17 protein-coding genes and 1 pseudogene are annotated in these 16837 nt (G+C 42.2%); 15 read left to right on the top strand and 3 right to left on the bottom strand.

What is annotated here, in order from left to right; all coding sequences use genetic code 11:
• Positions 1 to 215 precede the first annotated feature (215 nt).
• The 3 genes from AC504W_RS06725 to fcmC all read left to right on the top strand — a co-directional run bounded on the left by AC504W_RS06725 (position 216) and on the right by fcmC (position 2726).
• Positions 216 to 830: a DedA family protein gene (locus tag AC504W_RS06725; RefSeq protein ID WP_096582779.1), complete on the top strand. Its 615-nt coding sequence runs from the start codon at positions 216 to 218 to the stop codon at positions 828 to 830.
• A 223-nt stretch (positions 831 to 1053) separates the two neighbouring features.
• Complete coding sequence (fcmB, locus tag AC504W_RS06720) at positions 1054 to 2202, top strand: filament morphology actin-like protein FcmB (RefSeq protein WP_096582781.1); 1149 nt, start codon at positions 1054 to 1056, stop codon at positions 2200 to 2202.
• 5 nt (positions 2203 to 2207) lie between these two features.
• Positions 2208 to 2726, top strand: a complete 519-nt coding sequence (gene fcmC, locus AC504W_RS06715) for a filament morphology membrane protein FcmC (RefSeq protein WP_103126536.1) — start codon at positions 2208 to 2210, stop codon at positions 2724 to 2726.
• Positions 2727 to 2878: 152 nt separating this feature from the next.
• Here fcmC and AC504W_RS06710 read toward each other — a convergent pair whose 3' ends face one another.
• On the bottom strand, positions 2879 to 3031 hold the full coding sequence (locus AC504W_RS06710; protein WP_494876919.1) for a hypothetical protein: 153 nt from the start codon (positions 3029 to 3031) through the stop codon (positions 2879 to 2881).
• Positions 3032 to 3201: 170 nt separating this feature from the next.
• On the opposite strand from AC504W_RS06710, the gene AC504W_RS06705 reads away from it, so the two are divergent.
• The gene (locus AC504W_RS06705; protein WP_494876917.1) at positions 3202 to 6093 is read left to right on the top strand and encodes a tetratricopeptide repeat protein; all 2892 of its coding nucleotides are present in this window, start codon (positions 3202 to 3204) and stop codon (positions 6091 to 6093) included.
• 22 nt (positions 6094 to 6115) lie between these two features.
• On the opposite strand, the gene AC504W_RS06700 is transcribed toward AC504W_RS06705, so the two are convergent.
• Positions 6116 to 6337, bottom strand: a complete 222-nt coding sequence (locus tag AC504W_RS06700) for a hypothetical protein (protein WP_494876916.1) — start codon at positions 6335 to 6337, stop codon at positions 6116 to 6118.
• 212 nt (positions 6338 to 6549) lie between these two features.
• Here AC504W_RS06700 and AC504W_RS06695 point away from each other — a divergent pair.
• The 6 genes and pseudogenes from AC504W_RS06695 to AC504W_RS06670 all read left to right on the top strand — a co-directional run.
• Positions 6550 to 6759 (top strand): annotated as a pseudogene (locus AC504W_RS06695) (transposase); the annotation flags it as partial.
• A gap of 133 nt (positions 6760 to 6892) precedes the next feature.
• Positions 6893 to 7513 (top strand): RpnC/YadD family protein, encoded by a 621-nt coding sequence (locus AC504W_RS06690; RefSeq protein WP_494878593.1) that lies wholly within the window; start codon positions 6893 to 6895, stop codon positions 7511 to 7513.
• Between the two features lie 426 nt (positions 7514 to 7939).
• Positions 7940 to 9376, top strand: a complete 1437-nt coding sequence (locus tag AC504W_RS06685) for a phosphoglucomutase/phosphomannomutase family protein (protein ID WP_494876914.1) — start codon at positions 7940 to 7942, stop codon at positions 9374 to 9376.
• A gap of 105 nt (positions 9377 to 9481) precedes the next feature.
• On the top strand, positions 9482 to 10066 hold the full coding sequence (gene rdgB / locus AC504W_RS06680) for an RdgB/HAM1 family non-canonical purine NTP pyrophosphatase (protein WP_494878591.1): 585 nt from the start codon (positions 9482 to 9484) through the stop codon (positions 10064 to 10066).
• Between the two features lie 53 nt (positions 10067 to 10119).
• Positions 10120 to 10590, top strand: coding sequence for a CRR6 family NdhI maturation factor (locus AC504W_RS06675; RefSeq protein ID WP_494876913.1), 471 nt, complete (start codon positions 10120 to 10122; stop codon positions 10588 to 10590).
• Between the two features lie 80 nt (positions 10591 to 10670).
• Positions 10671 to 11609, top strand: a complete 939-nt coding sequence (locus AC504W_RS06670) for an RpnC/YadD family protein (protein ID WP_494876912.1) — start codon at positions 10671 to 10673, stop codon at positions 11607 to 11609.
• A 162-nt stretch (positions 11610 to 11771) separates the two neighbouring features.
• Here AC504W_RS06670 and AC504W_RS06665 read toward each other — a convergent pair whose 3' ends face one another.
• Positions 11772 to 12731, bottom strand: coding sequence for a glycosyltransferase family 9 protein (locus tag AC504W_RS06665; RefSeq protein WP_494876910.1), 960 nt, complete (start codon positions 12729 to 12731; stop codon positions 11772 to 11774).
• Positions 12732 to 12907: 176 nt separating this feature from the next.
• Here AC504W_RS06665 and ispD point away from each other — a divergent pair, with 176 nt between their 5' ends.
• The 5 genes from ispD (at position 12908) to AC504W_RS06640 (ending at position 16806) form a co-directional block, all read left to right on the top strand.
• Positions 12908 to 13600 carry a 2-C-methyl-D-erythritol 4-phosphate cytidylyltransferase gene (ispD, locus tag AC504W_RS06660; protein ID WP_494876909.1) on the top strand — a complete coding sequence of 231 codons (693 nt, stop codon included), beginning with the start codon at positions 12908 to 12910 and terminating at the stop codon, positions 13598 to 13600.
• 293 nt (positions 13601 to 13893) lie between these two features.
• The gene (gene scpB / locus AC504W_RS06655; RefSeq protein WP_494876908.1) at positions 13894 to 14448 is read left to right on the top strand and encodes an SMC-Scp complex subunit ScpB; all 555 of its coding nucleotides are present in this window, start codon (positions 13894 to 13896) and stop codon (positions 14446 to 14448) included.
• Between the two features lie 66 nt (positions 14449 to 14514).
• Positions 14515 to 15300 (top strand): DUF928 domain-containing protein, encoded by a 786-nt coding sequence (locus AC504W_RS06650; RefSeq protein ID WP_494876907.1) that lies wholly within the window; start codon positions 14515 to 14517, stop codon positions 15298 to 15300.
• 77 nt (positions 15301 to 15377) lie between these two features.
• Positions 15378 to 16130, top strand: coding sequence for a DUF928 domain-containing protein (locus AC504W_RS06645; protein ID WP_494876906.1), 753 nt, complete (start codon positions 15378 to 15380; stop codon positions 16128 to 16130).
• 328 nt (positions 16131 to 16458) lie between these two features.
• Positions 16459 to 16806, top strand: coding sequence for a DUF760 domain-containing protein (locus AC504W_RS06640; RefSeq protein WP_096582808.1), 348 nt, complete (start codon positions 16459 to 16461; stop codon positions 16804 to 16806).
• Positions 16807 to 16837 lie beyond the last annotated feature (31 nt).

Below are 16837 nucleotides of genomic sequence, written 5' to 3'. Positions count from 1 at the left end.
ATAGTAGGGGAAATTGATTTTCCTAGTGTTGGGAACTAAAACCGGATTGAAGGAGGATTTATTCTCTTCCTGCTTCCGTGCTTTTCAACGTGGCGATCGCGGAAACAATCTTGCTGATTTTATTCCCAGTGTGTACTGATTATCAGTAAAGTTTTAAGAAGATTAACCCTAGATTAGGCAATTAAACTTGTGCAGCAATTTTAGGAATAGACTCAATGCTTGAATGGATTACTAATACTATCAGTTCCTTGGGTTACGTAGGCATTGCGCTGTTAATGTTCGTAGAGAACTTATTTCCCCCCATTCCCTCAGAATTGATTATGCCCTTGGCGGGATTTACCGCTAGAGCAAATCCAGACAAGTTAAATTTTTTTGGGGTCTTTTTTGCCGGAGTTGTCGGTTCTGTAGCTGGCGCACTTGTATGGTACTATCCTGGTAAGTTTTTGGGCGAACAGCGCTTAAAAAGGTGGGCTGATCAGTACGGCAAGTGGTTAACCATATCCAGCAAAGATATTACCAAAGCAAAGCACTGGTTTGATTCTCAAGGTAGCAAAGCAGTGTTAATTGGTCGTCTTGTACCGGGAGTCCGTACTTTGATTTCCGTACCGGCAGGCATTAGCAATATGCCTTTGCTACCATTTTTATTTTATACAACCTTGGGTAGTGCTGCCTGGGTAGGTTTGTTAACATACTCAGGATACGTGTTGGGTAGCCAGTATGAACTTGTGGACAAGTACCTTGCGCCAGTATCAAAAATTGTGCTTGGGAGCTTGGTTTTGGCATTTGTGGTCTGGGTACTCAAGCGTAGGCGAAAAAAGACTAGACACTAAAATACACAACCCTAATTTAAAGTTGTTTTAAAGTTGGGGGGTTACATCTGGTAAAAATTCGCCTACACTATGCCAAATAATGCTGAATTTGCGATCGCCTAACTCAGCATTAGGCGTATTCGTAGCTACACTTGACGAAACCTAGAATTTCTGGTATCTCGCATGTTTGTATGTAAGATGAGCAAGTTAAATTTTGACAGTTAAGAAAGGACTAGGAGCTTTCATGACAGACCAACCTTCCGCCGCTACCCCAATGAATGCTGCTGCTATCCCTCTCAACAGGGTTTCAGCATCTACCCCAATTAATACTGCTACTACTGCTAAAACTAATGGCGGTTCTGGCAAATCAATTCTCAGTGTGGACTTAGGCAGAACTTCTACCAAGACTTCTGTTAGCCGCGAACCCGGTAATGTGGTTTTCATCCCCGCCAATGTCAAACAAATGTCAATGGAGGAAGTCCGGGGCGGGATTTTTGAAGCCCGTGCTACTGATCCTTTAATGGATTTGTGGATGGAATACCAAGGCAGTGGCTTCGCTATCGGTCAACTAGCCGCCGACTTTGGCGCAAATCTCGGAGTTGGTAAATCTAAGGTAGAAGATGCACTGGCTAAAGTTTTGGCTTGTGCTGGCTATTTCAAGCTAAAAGACGAAATTTCCATTGTGTTGGGTTTACCTTTCCTCTCCTTAGAGCAGTTTGAAAAAGAAAAGGCTCAAATCATCAGTCAGCTGACTGGCCCGCACATAATGAACTTTAGAGGTGAAACAGTCTCTCTAAATATCAATAAAGTTTGGGTAATGCCTGAAGGCTACGGTAGTCTTCTGTGGTGTGAAGCTCAACCTAAAAAAGGCCCTGGTAGCCCCGACTTTACCAAAGTGTCGGCAGCTATTGTGGATATTGGGCATCAAACAATCGATTTGTTGATGGTAGATAATTTCCGCTTCGCACGAGGAGCTTCTAAGAGCGAAGACTTCGGGATGAGCAAATTCTACGAAATGGTAGCTAAAGAAATTGAAGGCGCAGACAGCCAATCTCTGGCGCTCATTTCTGCTGTGAACAAACCCAAGGGAGAGCGTTTTTATCGTCCCAAAGGCTCTAGTAAGCCCGCTAACCTTGATGATTTTCTCCCCAACCTGATTGAAATGTTTTCTCGTGACATTTGCAGCCGTGTCCTTGCTTGGCTCCCTGAGCGTGTGACTGATGTGATTATCACTGGTGGCGGCGGCGAATTCTTCTGGGAAGATGTGCAACGTCTGTTAAAAGATGCCAAAATCAACGCTCATTTAGCTGCACCATCTCGCCAAGCTAACGCCTTGGGGCAGTATATTTATGGAGAGGCGCAATTATCCGCCGTTCGCGCTGCTAGGTCTTAAAGCCAATGTTCCAATGGTCAAAAAAAGTAGTTAAATCGGTCACGTTCAACCCAGAAGTTGCAGACGAAAGCTTGTTGTCACTGGTGGAAAGCCATTTAGAGCCTCAACCAGAAAAGTCTTTTAGCGACCTCTGTAAAGAAGCCCTATGGCAATTTTTATGTGTCCCGGAAGCTGTCAAACCTGCTTCCAAACCAATAGCCGCAGAGTCGGTTGAACAGAAAATCGATGAACTGCAACGCCAAGTGGCTGACCTAGAGGAACGTTTTTTCGCTAAGGAATCGAATCGTTTGGAGGCGATGGAACGCCATATTGTGCAACTCACGCAACAAATGGCGCATCTAGCCATTTTGGTGACAGAGCGACCGCCGATTATTCACCATCAGCCTCCAACTTCACCAGCGCCAGCGCCTGTAGTGTCAACAGTCCCAGTCATGGAAATGGTTAACACTACCTACGCTGCTACACCTCCTGAAGATGTTGACCCTGTTATTAGTCGTCTCAGTCAGTTCTTAGATGATTTTTAAGAGACGGTTTGGATTGTGAGTATTATTATTTTTGAGAAATCCTTAGTAGTGCAGGCTATTAAGGATTATTAATTTTTATCAGCGCGATCGCCTAACATCTCCAGATCCCCGACTTCTTGAAGAAGTCGGGGATCTAAGTCTAAATGATAAATTTAGAGGGATCGCTTTAAATCATCTTCTTCTGTTTGCAGCAATTCCCAAATTAATAATGCAAGTTCAATCACCAGTCCTGAACCTGGGATGAACAAGTCAGCAATTAGGGGAATCAGAAAAAATGCGATCGCTATTAGTTTCTTAGCTGTCATTTACTTTGCCTCAAACGCTGAAGCAAAGGTAAATTTGGGGTAGTACAGGAAAGCAAAAGCTATTGTCTGTTTGCTGTAATGCGTGAATCTGCTGAGGTTCGAGTTTGGGGATGCTAGATTAAGTTTGGGGAATCCCGAAACTTTGTCGCAAATTTGGGCAAAAATCAGCAATGGCGCATGATAGCTATGGTGATGTAATCAAAGCGCGGGTAAGAAAGCTGTTAGAGAAGCTTTTGGCTTATGCCAATGACGAGTTAGAAGACGCTGAACTTTATAAAATTGCCCTTAACTGGGAAACGCCGCAGCAAGTAATAGTCAGAACACAGCTAAGAGTGCTGGCGGAACTTAGCGGTTTAAGCAAAGAACAAGTCCGAGACTCATTAAATGCACTGAAAGATTTTTTAGGTATTTTTAAACATTTGCGCGAACATCCGAAAGGTTCAGCAGATTGGCACTTTCAGCTGAAGCTTTGGCATGATAGAAGCGACAAAGACGGAAATTTGCAGAAATTTGATGCAGAATGGCAACGCCGACGAGAAGAATTACCCGGCGTGCAACGTGAGAAAGGTAAAAAAACGCAACCCGCGCCTACCCGTTACGAAAATATTCCCTTCAGTGGGGTGGTGGAGTTTGTCGGACGTGAAGCGAAATTGCAAGAACTCCATCAGTTGTTGCAGTCAAATCAACAGGTAGCCATTGCAGCGATTGCGGGGATGGGTGGAGTCGGGAAAACAGAACTCGCTTTGCAATACGCCAATTCGCACCGTGTTACTTATCAAGGCGGGATTTGCTGGTTATCCGCAGTGCAGGATGTGGGGTTACAACTGGTGCAGTTTGCAATGAATAAGCTGCAATTGAACATCCCAGATGATTTAGATTTAGCTGGGAGAGTGCAATACTGTCTCACAAAATGGCCTGAAGGTGAGGTTTTACTGGTAATTGATAACGTCACTAACTATCGAGATGAAGTTAGGTGTTATTTAGAGTCTGTTCCGGCTCGGTTTAAGCAGTTAATTACCACGCGGGAGAAATTACAACCGCTGATAGTGCGTTTAGATTTAGATGTGCTGACACCACTAGCTGCGATGCAGTTATTAAAATCTATAGTTGGTAGGGAAAGACTGCGACGTGAGTCGTTAGTTGCGAGAAGACTTTGTAAATGGCTGGGATATTTGCCCCTGGGTTTAGAATTAGTCGGGCGTTATTTGTTAGGCGATGAGGAAGTATCTTTAGCGGATATGCTGCAAGACTTGGAAAATGAGCGTCTGAAAAATCCGGCTTTAGTCGAAGTTCCACAAGAAATGAAGACTGAATTGGGTGTTGCTGCTGCTTTTGAATTAAGTTGGCGGCGTTTGCGAGAAAATGCTCAAAATTTAGGCTGTGTTTTGAGTTTATTTGCTTTAGCTCCAATTCCTTGGGAGTTAGTGGAGGGGATAACAATAAATAATGAGGCGCAAAATTGGAAGCAAGCTAGACGTGAGTTGTTACAGTTACATCTAGTTCAGTCCAAGGGTGATGGAATTTATCAACTACATCCCCTATTGCGGGAGTTTTTTCAAGATAAGCTCGAAGGCTTAGAGCAGAAAGAGGAATTTAAGCGATCGTTTTGCGAGGTAATGGTAGCAGTTGCTAAAGATATTCCTGAAATTCCCATTCTTGAGCAAATCGCCGCCCTGTCCCCCGCCATATCTCACATAGCAGAAGTAGCGAATCATCTCATTCAATACGTTAGCGATGAAGATTTAATTAGGCCTTTCATCGGTAATGCTAAATTTTACAATGGTCAAGGTTTATATAACCAAGCTTTACCTTGGTTTAAACAATGCTTAGAAGTCACCAAAAAACGCTTAGGTGAAGAACATCCAGATGTCGCAGAAAGTCTCAACAACCTAGCCTATCTCTACGACTCCCAAGGCAGATACAGCGAAGCCGAACCCCTTTACATCCAAGCTTTAGCACTCAGGCGCAAGCTTCTGGGAGAAGAACATCCAGATGTCGCAGAAAGTCTCAGTAACCTTGCGGGATTTTACAGTTGCCAAGGCAGATACAGCAAAGCCGAAACCCTTTCCATCCAAGCTTTAGCACTCAGGCGGCAACTGCTGGGAGAAGAACATCCAGATGTCGCAGTAAGTCTCAGTAACCTGGGGTTACTCTACTACCGCCAAGGCAGATACAGTGAAGCCGAACCCCTTTACATCCAAGCTTTGGCACTCACGCGGAAACTGCTGGGTGAAAAACATCCAGATGTCGCACTTAGTCTCAACAACCTGGCGGTACTCTACAACTCCCAAGGCAGATACAGTGAAGCCGAACCCCTTTCCATCCAAGTTTTGGCACTCACGCGGCAACTGCTGGGTGAAAAACATCCAGATGTCGCACTTAGTCTCAACAACCTGGGGTTACTCTACTACCGCCAAGGCAGATACAGTGAAGCCGAACCCCTTTTCATCCAAGTTTTGGCACTCACGCGGCAACTGCTGGGTGAAGAACATCCAGATGTCGCACTTAGTCTCAACAACCTGGCGGTACTCTACAACTCCCAAGGCAGATACAGCGAAGCCGAACCCCTTTCCATCCAAGCTTTAGCACTCACGCGGCAACTGCTGGGTGAAGAACATCCAGATGTCGCACTTAGTCTCAACAACCTGGCGGTACTCTACTACCGCCAAGGCAGATACAGCGAAGCCGAACCCCTTTACATCCAAGCTTTGGCACTCAGGCGGCAATTGCTGGGTGAAGAACATCCAGATGTCGCACTTAGTCTCAACAACCTGGCGGCACTCTACAACTCCCAAGGCAGATACAGTGAAGCCGAACCCCTTTCCATCCAAGCTTTGGCACTCACGCGGCAACTGCTGGGTGAAAAACATCCAGATGTCGCACTTAGTCTCAGCAACCTGGCGGCACTCTACGACTCCCAAGGCAAATACAGTGAAGCTAAACCGTTGTACATGCAAGCATTAGATATTCTTGAGCGACAGTTAGGAGCGAATCATCCTCATACTGTGGCTGTACGTGAAAGTTTAACAGATTTACGCGACTTTTTGAAATCACAACAGTAATTTTGATTTTTATTTCTTTGTTTTATCTCACGCAGAGGCGCAAAGCGCAGAGGAGAATGCAAGAGTTTTGTTTGAAATGAGAATTTTCTTGTTTTGGTTGAGAACATTCTTGTTTCAAGCGAGAATGCTTCTGTTTTGAACTCGAAATTTCGTGTTTCCAGTGAGGATGTTCCTGTTCCAAACGAGAATGTTTGAGTTCTAAACAAGAACGTTTCTGTTTCAAGGGAGAACGTTTCAGTTTCAAACGAGAATGTTCCTGTTCTGAGGCGGAATGATGGTGTTTTGAGGGCGATCGCTTGAGCTTTTTACTCGAAGTTTTGTGTTTGCAGGTGGAATGATGGTGTTTTGAAGGCGATTCTTTTACTTAAATTAGAGAATCATCAGCAATATAGCAAAACATTACTCAACTAAATCCAGTATCATAAGTTGCACATTTATAGTGCATCTGTAATTTCTATGTCAAAACAAGCCGATATTAGCACCAAACGCCTAATTAGCCTTGCACCTAACAATTGGGTAAAATGGGTAACACAAATTCCTGATATCGTTGCTGGAGAAATCCTCAATTCTGAATTTCAGTGGATTAGTAGAGAAAGTGATGTACTGATCCGCGCCGAAAGTCAGGAGTATGGGAAATTTCTCGTCCTCAATGAATTGCAATTGCGCTAAGCTAATCGTCATTTAAGTTGCACCATGTTCATGGTAATAAAAGCTGCAAACCCTCTCCCCTGCTCCCTGCTCCCTGCTCCCCTGCGGCCTCAATGTGCAAATTAAATGCTTAACAGCTTATAGCCCCGAAATGCCACGAAGGATGCGGGCGTATGCAGGGTTAGCAGAAGAAAAATATAAATTACCTACTTATCCTGTACTCATCAATATTCTCAAAAACAGTGATGTAGAAATACCTACAAAATACGAGTCTAATATTGCTGGGTTACAAGTACGGCAAGATTACCGCGTTATTAACCTCTGGGAAGTAGATGTTAGCATTGCCTTTGAACAACCTTTACCCTCATTACTTCCATTTGTGCCAATTCTTAAAGGTGGTCAAAACGAGTCTACAATTCGAGAAGCATTGCGTTTATTACAAAGAGATGAACAATTAAATCAACTCGAAACTGTCTTGGCGTTTTTTGCTACGTTTGTATTAGATAGTGCTTTAGTCCAACAAATTATGAGGTGGGATATGACAGTATTACGTTCTTCGCCTTGGTATCAAGAAATTCTGCGAGACGATAGGCTATCCAGCATCGAATTAACTCTAGAAGTAAAATTTGGCAATGAAGGATTGAATTTCATGCCAAAAATCTCTCAAATATCTGATATTGAAGAACTCAAGGCAATTCAACGTTCTATCCTCATTGCTCAAAATTTGGACGAGTTGAAGCAAGTACTCAAAAGATTAGAAAATGACAATTAAAGCTATTAAGATGAATTAGTGAAAACTTACCGATGAATCAAGAATTAACTCAAGCGTAGGCGTAGCCCGCCGCAGGCATCGCTTCCGAAATTCAGTTATTTCAGAATATCGAATAGAAAGAACACTTTCTTTTTTTACTCGGTGCTTTAACTGCTAAAGTAATTAGCTTAAAAAAAGCTGCGGAAGTAATGCAGCTAGAACCAGCAGAATTACTCAAAATTTTAGACTTGATGGGAATTGAGCTTTCCTATCTCTGTGAAGAAGATGTTGCTTTAGAAAAAAGCTGGTGAATGAATGCAGATTGTTATTAATTCATCGCCACGGATTTTTGTCATCTCAGCAATCAACACTAGTAAATAGACTCTTTTTTTACTCGATTTACTGAACAAGTGCTAAAATCCTCAGATGGACAGTTAGGATATCCCAATGCCAGTTGTAGCTAACGCAATCAAATTTGGTACAGATGGCTGGCGAGGCGTAATTGGTGAAGAATTCACCTTTGAACGTCTTGCTCTGGTAGCGCCAGTAGCCGCTAAAGTCTTATATGATACTTATTTCTCTACAGTTGGTAGCCGGACTATCATAGTCGGTTATGATCGCCGATTTATGGCGGAAGACTTCGCTCGTGCTGTTGCTGATGCTGTTACCGCCGTCGGATTTGATGTTTTGCTGAGTGAATCATTCGCCCCAACTCCGGCTTTTAGCTGGGCTGCTAAACAACTCAATGCTTTGGGGGCGTTGGTGATTACAGCTAGTCATAATCCTGGCTCATATTTAGGTTTAAAAGTCAAAGGATATTTTGGTGGTTCGGTATCACCAGAAGTTACTAAAGATATAGAAGCATTATTATCTGAGGGAGTGCCAAAAGCAGCTACTCCTGGGAAGTTAGAGAAGTTTGACCCCTGGCCTAGTTACACCACAGGGCTAGAAGGTAAAGTTGATATTGCCAAAATTCGAGAAGCGATCGCCTCTGGTAAGCTGACAGTATTCGCTGATGTGATGCACGGTGCAGCAGCAGGCGGACTAGCAAGATTATTAGGTGATCAAGTCAAAGAAATCAACAGCAACCGCGACCCCTTATTTGGTGGTGGTGCGCCGGAACCATTACCTAAATATCTTTCTGGCTTATTTGAAGTCATCAAAAGTCACAAACAAACCAATCAATCTGGTTTAACTGTTGGTTTAGTATTTGATGGAGACTGCGATCGCATTGCTGCGGTAGATCAAGACGCTAACTTCTTAAGTTCGCAGATATTAATCCCGATATTAATTGACCATTTAACTTTGCGACGTGGTTTTACGGGTGAAATCATCAAAACAGTCAGCGGTTCGGATTTGATTCCCCTTGTAGCAGCACTGCACAATTTGTCACTGTTTGAAACACCAGTCGGTTACAAATACATCGCCGATAGAATGTTAGTCTCCCAAGTACTTTTGGGCGGCGAAGAATCTGGTGGTATCGGCTACGGTAGCCACATTCCCGAACGGGATGCGCTACTTTCAGCATTGTATGTCTTAGAAGCGATTGTCGAATCTGGGCGAGATTTGAGCGAATATTATTCTGACTTGCAACAACAAACAGGCTTTAACTCTGCTTACGATCGCATCGATTTACCCTTAGCTAGTATGGAAGTGCGATCGCGTCTTTTGCAACAACTGCAAACTCAACCCTTAACAGAAATTGCAGGGAAAGCAGTCATTGATTGTCAAACAATCGATGGTTATAAATTCCGCCTCGCTGACAAAAGTTGGTTAATGATTCGCTTCAGCGGTACTGAACCAGTTTTGCGCCTCTACTGCGAAGCCGCAACCATCGAACAAGTACATCAAACCCTTGATTGGGCGAGACAGTGGGCAGAGTAAAATTTAGTCAAGGGTCAAGAGTCCATAGTCAAAAAGGCAAAAGTTTATCTTCAGTAAGAAAACACTATAGACTATTGACCATTGACCATTGACCATTGATTAATGATGACCAAACTACTCGTAGTCGCTACAAGCAATGCAGGTAAGTTGCGGGAAATGCAAGCTTATCTGGCTGATTCTGGTTGGGAATTAACGCTCAAACCAGAAGAACTAGAAATTGAAGAAACAGGGGATACATTTGCAGCTAACGCCTGTCTTAAAGCCTCCGAAGTTGCTAAAGCTACAGGACAATGGGCGATCGCTGATGACTCTGGCTTAGAGGTAGATGCTTTGAATGGTGTACCGGGCGTATATTCGGCGCGTTATGGCAAAACCGATGCAGACCGAATTTCTCGGTTATTAAGAGAATTAGGTGATGAAACTAACAGACAAGCACAATTTGTCTGTGCAGTAGCGATCGCCCGTCCTGATGGTGAAATAGTTTTACAATGCGAAGGGATTTGTCGAGGTGAAATTCTTTATGCACCCCGTGGTGATGGTGGTTTCGGCTATGATCCTGTGTTCTACGTTCCCGAAAAGCAATTAACTTTTGCCCAAATGCCACCAGAGGTGAAAAAATCGGTTAGTCATCGTGGTAATGCTTTTGCAGCGTTGCTACCACAACTGAGTACAATACTGAGTGCTGAGTAAAGTTTCTCATTCCTAATTTTTATAGACGTAGCAATTACCATTTACAAATTACTATGACTATTGCGATCGCACTCAATACAGACTCGATTAACACCTTAGATTTATCCCCCGCTTTAACGGTAATTGAACCACTGCTAAAAGAGGGAGCCGCCTCTTATGAACAGCAATTAAGCTTTAATCTCGATTATCCTCTCGACCCTGGAGATCCCCGCGAACTTTCCGAAGTTCCAGAGTTACGACTATGGTTTATTCGCTTAGATGCTAAATATCCCTGGCTACCTTTTTTACTAGATTGGAAAGCCGGGGAATTAGCTCGTTACACTGCCATGCTTGTACCACATCAATTCAGTACTAAAGAAGGCATTCAATATAATCCTGAAGCATTAGAAATATTTTTAATGCACAAAATATTTGTTTTAACTGATTGGTTAAAACAACAAGAAATCCCCAGTTCATCACGGCTCAAATCTATGGCGCAAATGCTGGGTTATGAATTAGATGACGGGTTATTTGAAATGTTTTAAATAATGGTTTACAGGCGAAGTTTTCGCTTTCGTCTGTAAACAAAATATTATTTGGTTGACTATTTAAAAAACAAAAATGAATGACTCGATTTATTCATGACCAATTTGCTAAAGACTATCTAGAAGAACTCCTGAAAACTTATGGGACAGTAGAAGCACCAAGGAGAGTAGCCGGAGAAGTGCGAGAAATTGATGTTTTGTTTTCTCCAGCAATACAACAGAACTCAAATTTAGAATTACTAGGACTATTAGGAAGATTAGCTGTTACTTCTGCTATTTTTGAACCGTTTCGTAATGCAGCATCCAAAGAAGAAATTTGTGATTGCCTTTTGAAACTACTAGAAGTGAGAGGAGAAATCCAAAGAGAAGCAAACCGGAATAGAACCCCAATTCAAGAATTGCAAATTCCTAAATTATGGATTCTCACTCCAACAGCATCTGCATCAATACTGTCAGGCTTTGGTGCAACTCAACAATTAGAATGGTTATCAGGAGTACACTTTTTACCAGAATACTTGCGAACAGCGATTGTTGCTATTCATCAATTACCACGTACTCAAGAAACTCTATGGTTAAGGATTCTTGGTCGAGGAACAGTGCAGAAGCAAGCAATTGATGAATTAGAAACGCTACCATCAAATCATCCATTTCGTAAGGCAACGTTAGAATTGCTGTACAACTTACAGCAAAACTTGGTAATATCCCCAACTCCAGAAGAAGATGATAGGGAATTAATTATGCGACTGACACCGTTGTATCAACAAAATAGAGAACAAGCTAAACAAGAAGGGCGGCAAGAAGGGCGGCAAGAAGGGCGGCAAGAAGGCCGACAAGAGGGAATTAAACAAGGAGAGCGTCTGGTTGTAGAAAATTTACTACAAGTACGCTTTGGCTTAGTAGACAATGAGTTGCAAGCAATTATTGAACAAATATTAATCTTACCACCAGCCGAATTTACTCCTTTACTGATGCAATTATCACGAGAAGAATTAATTGCTAGATTTAGTAGACAATCTTGATAGATAAAAATGGTGTGGTGCTGACACTAGTTACTCAGATTTCACCACACCACTTTATTCTGTATGATTGCTGATGATAGCAATAAAAATAACGATCGCAACAAACAGATTTACAGAACTCAGACTTAGAAGACGATTCCCAATCTAAAATCCAAAATTGGATCAGCCGCCCCAAATTTTTTCAGAAACTGTTGTGGGTGAAATATCTGCTACTTTCCCAGTGGGGGATTTAATGGCAAGAAATTTTTCACTTTTTGGTAACAACTTCCCTGGCTCTGAGGAGCCAAGTAGAGCGATGGTATAAGTCTGGGCTGCAATACTCAACTGTAATGCTGCACTTTCGGTAGACAGCATTAAGTTTGCACCTGCAATCATGGCTGTTAACTTACCTGCATTATCAGGCGATGTCACCTTAATTTCTGGACAGGATGCTCGGAGCGATCGCACAAACTTTTCATCATCCACACCTTGAATCACAACTATAGGCATATCTGGCTGCTTCAGGTGAAACTCTTGAATAATCTGCTGCCAATTCTCAACAGGATAAATTTTATCAGCACCCTTAGCTCGCAAGGCTGAATCAACACCTCCATAAATCAAGACGTAGCCTGTTTCATTTACCCCCAGACGTTTTTGTTCATTTTGTGACCATTCAATATCTGGTTTTGGCACATTTACGGCTAACTCTGGCAAAGGCGTGTTCATACCTAATGGTTTGAGCAACTCGTGATACGCCGCCGCTACATACTGAGATGGGTTAAACGGCACAGTATGAGTCAGAAAAGCTGCTCCTTTGCCTTGAAAACCAACACGCATGGGAATCCCGGTTAACCAGAGCATCAGTCCCACTAACCAGCTTTGCCCAAAAGCAATGGCGACATCATACTCGCGATCGCGAATTGTGCCTACCAAGTTACCCCAATCTGCTAGACTGTTGCGATCTTTATAATCAAAGGTCAGTACCTCGTGAACAGACTTGCTCACCTGGTAGGCAGCCTTTGACTGGGGTTCCGTAACGACATCTATTTTGGCGTTGGGATAATAACGCTTCAGATCATCTAGAGTCGGAAAGAAGAGAATTTGGTCGCCAATTCCGCCAGGTACAAGGGCTACTACTCGCATAATAATTATTGACGCTTACTCGCTCCTTATTTTAGGGGAATATAGGTATTGGATATTTAACGAAAGTCTGAAGTCTGAAGTCTGAAGTCTGAAATTGTATCTTTGGAGACTGCTGTAAGTCTTTTTGTGTCTACTTCAACCTTTATTTTTCATTAGTTTTGTAAGTGAGGAATTTTGTGTATTTATTAATTCCTGCTGCTGGTGTCGGCAAAAGAATGGGTAGTAACCGGAATAAACTTTTTCTTGAAGTACACTCAAAATCAATTATTGCTTGGACTTTGTTAGCGGCGGAAGCGGCGAGTTCTATCAAATGGATGGGAATTATTTCTCAACCTAGTGATTGGCCTGATTTTAAGAACATCATTGCTGATTTGCCCCTAACTAAACCTGTGGTATTTATTATTGGCGGTGCCACCCGGCAAGAATCGGTGTACAACGGTTTGCAAGCGTTACCACCAGAGGCAGAGCAGGTATTAATTCACGACGGTGCAAGATGTTTAGCTACACCGAATTTACTTAATGCTTGTGCCGCAGCAATTCGCCATTGTGCTGGTTTAATTGCTGCCATACCTGTGAAAGACACGATTAAAGTTGTTGATGACAGTGGCATAATTCAAAGTACCCCTGACCGAAAGTATTTGTGGGCTGCACAGACTCCCCAAGGATTTAATGTCCAGTTATTGAAACAGTGCCACGCCGAAGGTATACGTCAAGGTTGGGAAGTGACAGACGATGCGGCTTTATTTGAAAAGTGCGGTATAGAAGTTCGGATTGTGGAAGGTGAGGAGACAAATTTAAAAGTTACCACTCCCCAAGATTTAGCGATCGCAGAATTTATCCTGAGTCATCGAGAAAGAGCTAGGGGCTAGTACAACAAGGCAAAAGTCAAAAGTCAAAAGTCAAAAGAAAGAATAGTGATATCACAAGCCTTTTAGCAATTCCAGATGGTCTGTTTATTTACGCTGACCTGTACTAGTACTTTTTTTAACTCCCCACTTTTGATAATTACGAATTATTAAGCTATTTTTTGACTTTTGCAACAAAACAAAGTATAATCCCACACACTTGTTGATTGTCAGTTATCAGTCATCCGTTATCAGTTAAAAGTGACTAATGACTAATGACTAATGACTAATGACCATTGACCATTGACTAATACCCAATGAAAACAGCCACCGCGACCAAGACAGCAACTAAGATAGAAGCGATTCTCTACTTGAAGGGTAAACCCTTATCCCTCAGCGAAATAGCCGAGTATGCCGCTTGCGATCGCGCAACTGCCCAAGAAGGCATAATTGAACTGATAGATAATTATGCCCGCAGAGACAGCGCCTTAGAAGTTGTAGAAACCACAGATGGTTATAGCCTGCAACTGAGGTCGGATTTTCAAGATTTAGTGCAAACACTGATTCCGGTAGAATTGGGAGTAGGCGCATTGCGGACTTTAGCGGCGATCGCCCTCAATAGTCCCATTCTGCAAAGTGATTTAATTAACCTGCGTGGCTCAGGTGTTTATCAACACGTTCCTGAATTAGTCGAACTGGGTTTTGTCAAAAAACGCCGAGATAACGAATCCCGTTCTTACTCACTACAAGTAACACCCAAATTTCATCAGTACTTCCAAATCGAGCAACTTCCCCAACCATTTGATATTCAAGAACAACAACTAGAATTAGATTTAACTATTGAAGATGAGTTAGAAGATGTGAGGGAATAGAGGCTAGAAAAGAGATTTTTCCTGTTCAGCCTTGAGTCTTTCCATGAATAACTGAAGTTGATTTTTATGAAGTGCAGAATTGTCACAAAATCTTTGATTGGAGTTTTATTTCCAACATTATTGTTGTGGATGAATACAACCACTGCTCAGTCACAGTCTATGCCTGTAGAGCAAAACATAGATAACACAAAGATAGTACTAGGAGCGCCCATCCAGTATCAACACTTTGGTAATGGAAAACGAATGATCCGCATACCAGGACAAGCAGGAAGCACTTGTTTGCGAGGCAGAGGTAAAAATCATCTGACTGTTTTAGTCCCAGAAAATAATCCTGTATTAACTACTATTGAGCGTCCCAAACTATTTTTTTATCTTCCTAAAACTGCCAAAACCTCTGTACAAGGATTTGAGTTTTTTGTAGAAGATGCTGCTCAAAAAGTAATTTATCGAAAAAAATATAAGGCTAATCAAAAACCGGGAATTTTTAGTCTTGATATACCTGCTGATAAAAATCAGAAATTACTCGAAGTTGGTCAGCAGTATCATTGGTATTTAGCAGTAATTTGTCAATTTTCAGAGCCTTCTTACGATCAAGTTGTAGCTGGAACTGTCAAACAAATCGTTCCTGACAAAGAGTTGAATAATAAGTTAAAAAAAGCTTCGCCAAGAGAACGTGCGGCTTTATATGCAGCCAATGGCATTTGGTACGATAGTTTGGCTATCCTCGCGCAGTTACGTCGTCAGCGTCCAAGTGATGCTGCTTTACAAACAGATTGGCAAAGTCTTTTAGAGTCAGTCAAATTAGCAAATATCGTCCCAGAACCTTTATTGGGTGAGTTAGAAACTGAATAAAAACATTTTTTATTGACATTTCATAAAAGGCGTTGTAAGAAATCCTGATGAAGCCAAGAATTGTTAAAAAATCTCTAATGAGAATTTTATTTTCAACATTATTGTTTTCTGTAAATGTAATACCTGCTCAGTCGCAGTCTATATCTGTAGAGCAAAACATAGATAGCACAAAAATAGTACCAGGAGCGCCAATCAAGTATCAACACTTTGGTAACGGAAAACGGATGAGGCGGATAACAGGAGGTATAAGAGAAAATTGTTTGTTAGGCACAAATAAGAATCCTACTGTGTTAGTTCCGGAAAATCATCCTGTACTGACTACTGTTGAACAGCCAAAATTATTTTTCTATCTTCCCAAAACTGCGAAAACTTTTATACAAGGATTTGAATTGATTGTACAAGATGCTGATAAAGAAGTAATTTATCAACAAAAATACAAAGTTAATCAAAAATCTGGAATTTTTAGCCTTGATTTCCCTGCTGATAAAAATCAACCATTACTTGAAGTTGGCCGGGAATATGATTGGATATTCTTAGTAATTTGCAATAACTCAGACCGCAGCTTAGATCAAGCTGTGGCTGGAACTGTCAAACAAATCGTTCCTGACAAAAAGTTGACTAGTGAGTTAAAGAAAGCTTCGCCAAGAGAACGTGCGGCTTTATATGCAGGCAATGGCATTTGGTACGATAGTTTGGCTATCCTCGCACAGTTACGTCGTCAACGTCCAAATGATGCTGCTTTGCAAACAGATTGGCAAAATCTTTTAGAGTCAGTCAAATTAGCAAATATCGTCCCAGAGCCTTTATTGAGTGAGTTAGAAATTGAGTGAAAATTATTAAGTAACGCGATGTGCAACTTATTCTTGAAACCCCACTTCCATTCCTCTCCCCGAACCGGAGAGAGGCTTTGAATCTTGCTCCCCTTCCCTCGTAGGGAAGGGGTTGGGGGTTAGGTTTGAGAGAAAGTTGCACACGACGGCGTTAAGTAACCCAATATACTTGCTGCCTAGCTTGCATACCCTCTACTCCCCTACATCTCCGTATCCCCGCACCTCTGCCTTCTTTCAGGTAGATATAAAACCCATACCTGTGGAAAAGACGCTACCCTTGTACTATGGTTTAGAGTAGAATTAGCAACTAAGCTAAAAAAGACTGCCAATGGTGTTTGACCCTGACTTTTTGAATGACAACTCCGAGGAACACCCGAATCAACTTCTAAGCGAGAACTTTGAGGAAAACCCCAATCAGTTACTCCAATATTTGCAGCATCAGTCTCCTGATGTTCTAGCGCGTGTCGCCCAGTCTGTCAGCCCCGAAATTAAGCAAATCATTTCCCAAAACGTCCAAGGGCTGGTGGGGATGCTTCCCGCAGAAAACTTCAATGTGCAAATTACCACAGATCGAGAGAATCTCGCTGGGCTATTAGCATCGGCAATGATGACGGGGTATTTCTTGCGGCAGATGGAACAAAGAATGCAGTTAGATTATTTATCTGACGGTCAATAGTCAATAGTCAACAGTCAAAAATACTTGAGAC

Source organism: Nostoc sp. C96 (assembly GCF_059384975.1).
Note: the sequence above shows the minus strand (reverse complement) of the source record. Positions and strands in the feature narration are given on the sequence as shown.

Coding starts and splice junctions, on each gene's coding strand:
- AC504W_RS06725 (WP_096582779.1), top strand. CDS start 216: ATGCTTGAATGGATTACTAATACTATCAGTTCCTTGGGTTACGTAGGC.
- fcmB (WP_096582781.1), top strand. CDS start 1,054: ATGACAGACCAACCTTCCGCCGCTACCCCAATGAATGCTGCTGCTATC.
- fcmC (WP_103126536.1), top strand. CDS start 2,208: ATGTTCCAATGGTCAAAAAAAGTAGTTAAATCGGTCACGTTCAACCCA.
- AC504W_RS06710 (WP_494876919.1), bottom strand. CDS start 3,031: ATGACAGCTAAGAAACTAATAGCGATCGCATTTTTTCTGATTCCCCTA.
- AC504W_RS06705 (WP_494876917.1), top strand. CDS start 3,202: ATGGCGCATGATAGCTATGGTGATGTAATCAAAGCGCGGGTAAGAAAG.
- AC504W_RS06690 (WP_494878593.1), top strand. CDS start 6,893: ATGCCACGAAGGATGCGGGCGTATGCAGGGTTAGCAGAAGAAAAATAT.
- AC504W_RS06685 (WP_494876914.1), top strand. CDS start 7,940: ATGCCAGTTGTAGCTAACGCAATCAAATTTGGTACAGATGGCTGGCGA.
- rdgB (WP_494878591.1), top strand. CDS start 9,482: ATGACCAAACTACTCGTAGTCGCTACAAGCAATGCAGGTAAGTTGCGG.
- AC504W_RS06675 (WP_494876913.1), top strand. CDS start 10,120: ATGACTATTGCGATCGCACTCAATACAGACTCGATTAACACCTTAGAT.
- AC504W_RS06670 (WP_494876912.1), top strand. CDS start 10,671: ATGACTCGATTTATTCATGACCAATTTGCTAAAGACTATCTAGAAGAA.
- AC504W_RS06665 (WP_494876910.1), bottom strand. CDS start 12,731: ATGCGAGTAGTAGCCCTTGTACCTGGCGGAATTGGCGACCAAATTCTC.
- scpB (WP_494876908.1), top strand. CDS start 13,894: ATGAAAACAGCCACCGCGACCAAGACAGCAACTAAGATAGAAGCGATT.
- AC504W_RS06650 (WP_494876907.1), top strand. CDS start 14,515: ATGAAGTGCAGAATTGTCACAAAATCTTTGATTGGAGTTTTATTTCCA.
- AC504W_RS06645 (WP_494876906.1), top strand. CDS start 15,378: ATGAGAATTTTATTTTCAACATTATTGTTTTCTGTAAATGTAATACCT.
- AC504W_RS06640 (WP_096582808.1), top strand. CDS start 16,459: ATGGTGTTTGACCCTGACTTTTTGAATGACAACTCCGAGGAACACCCG.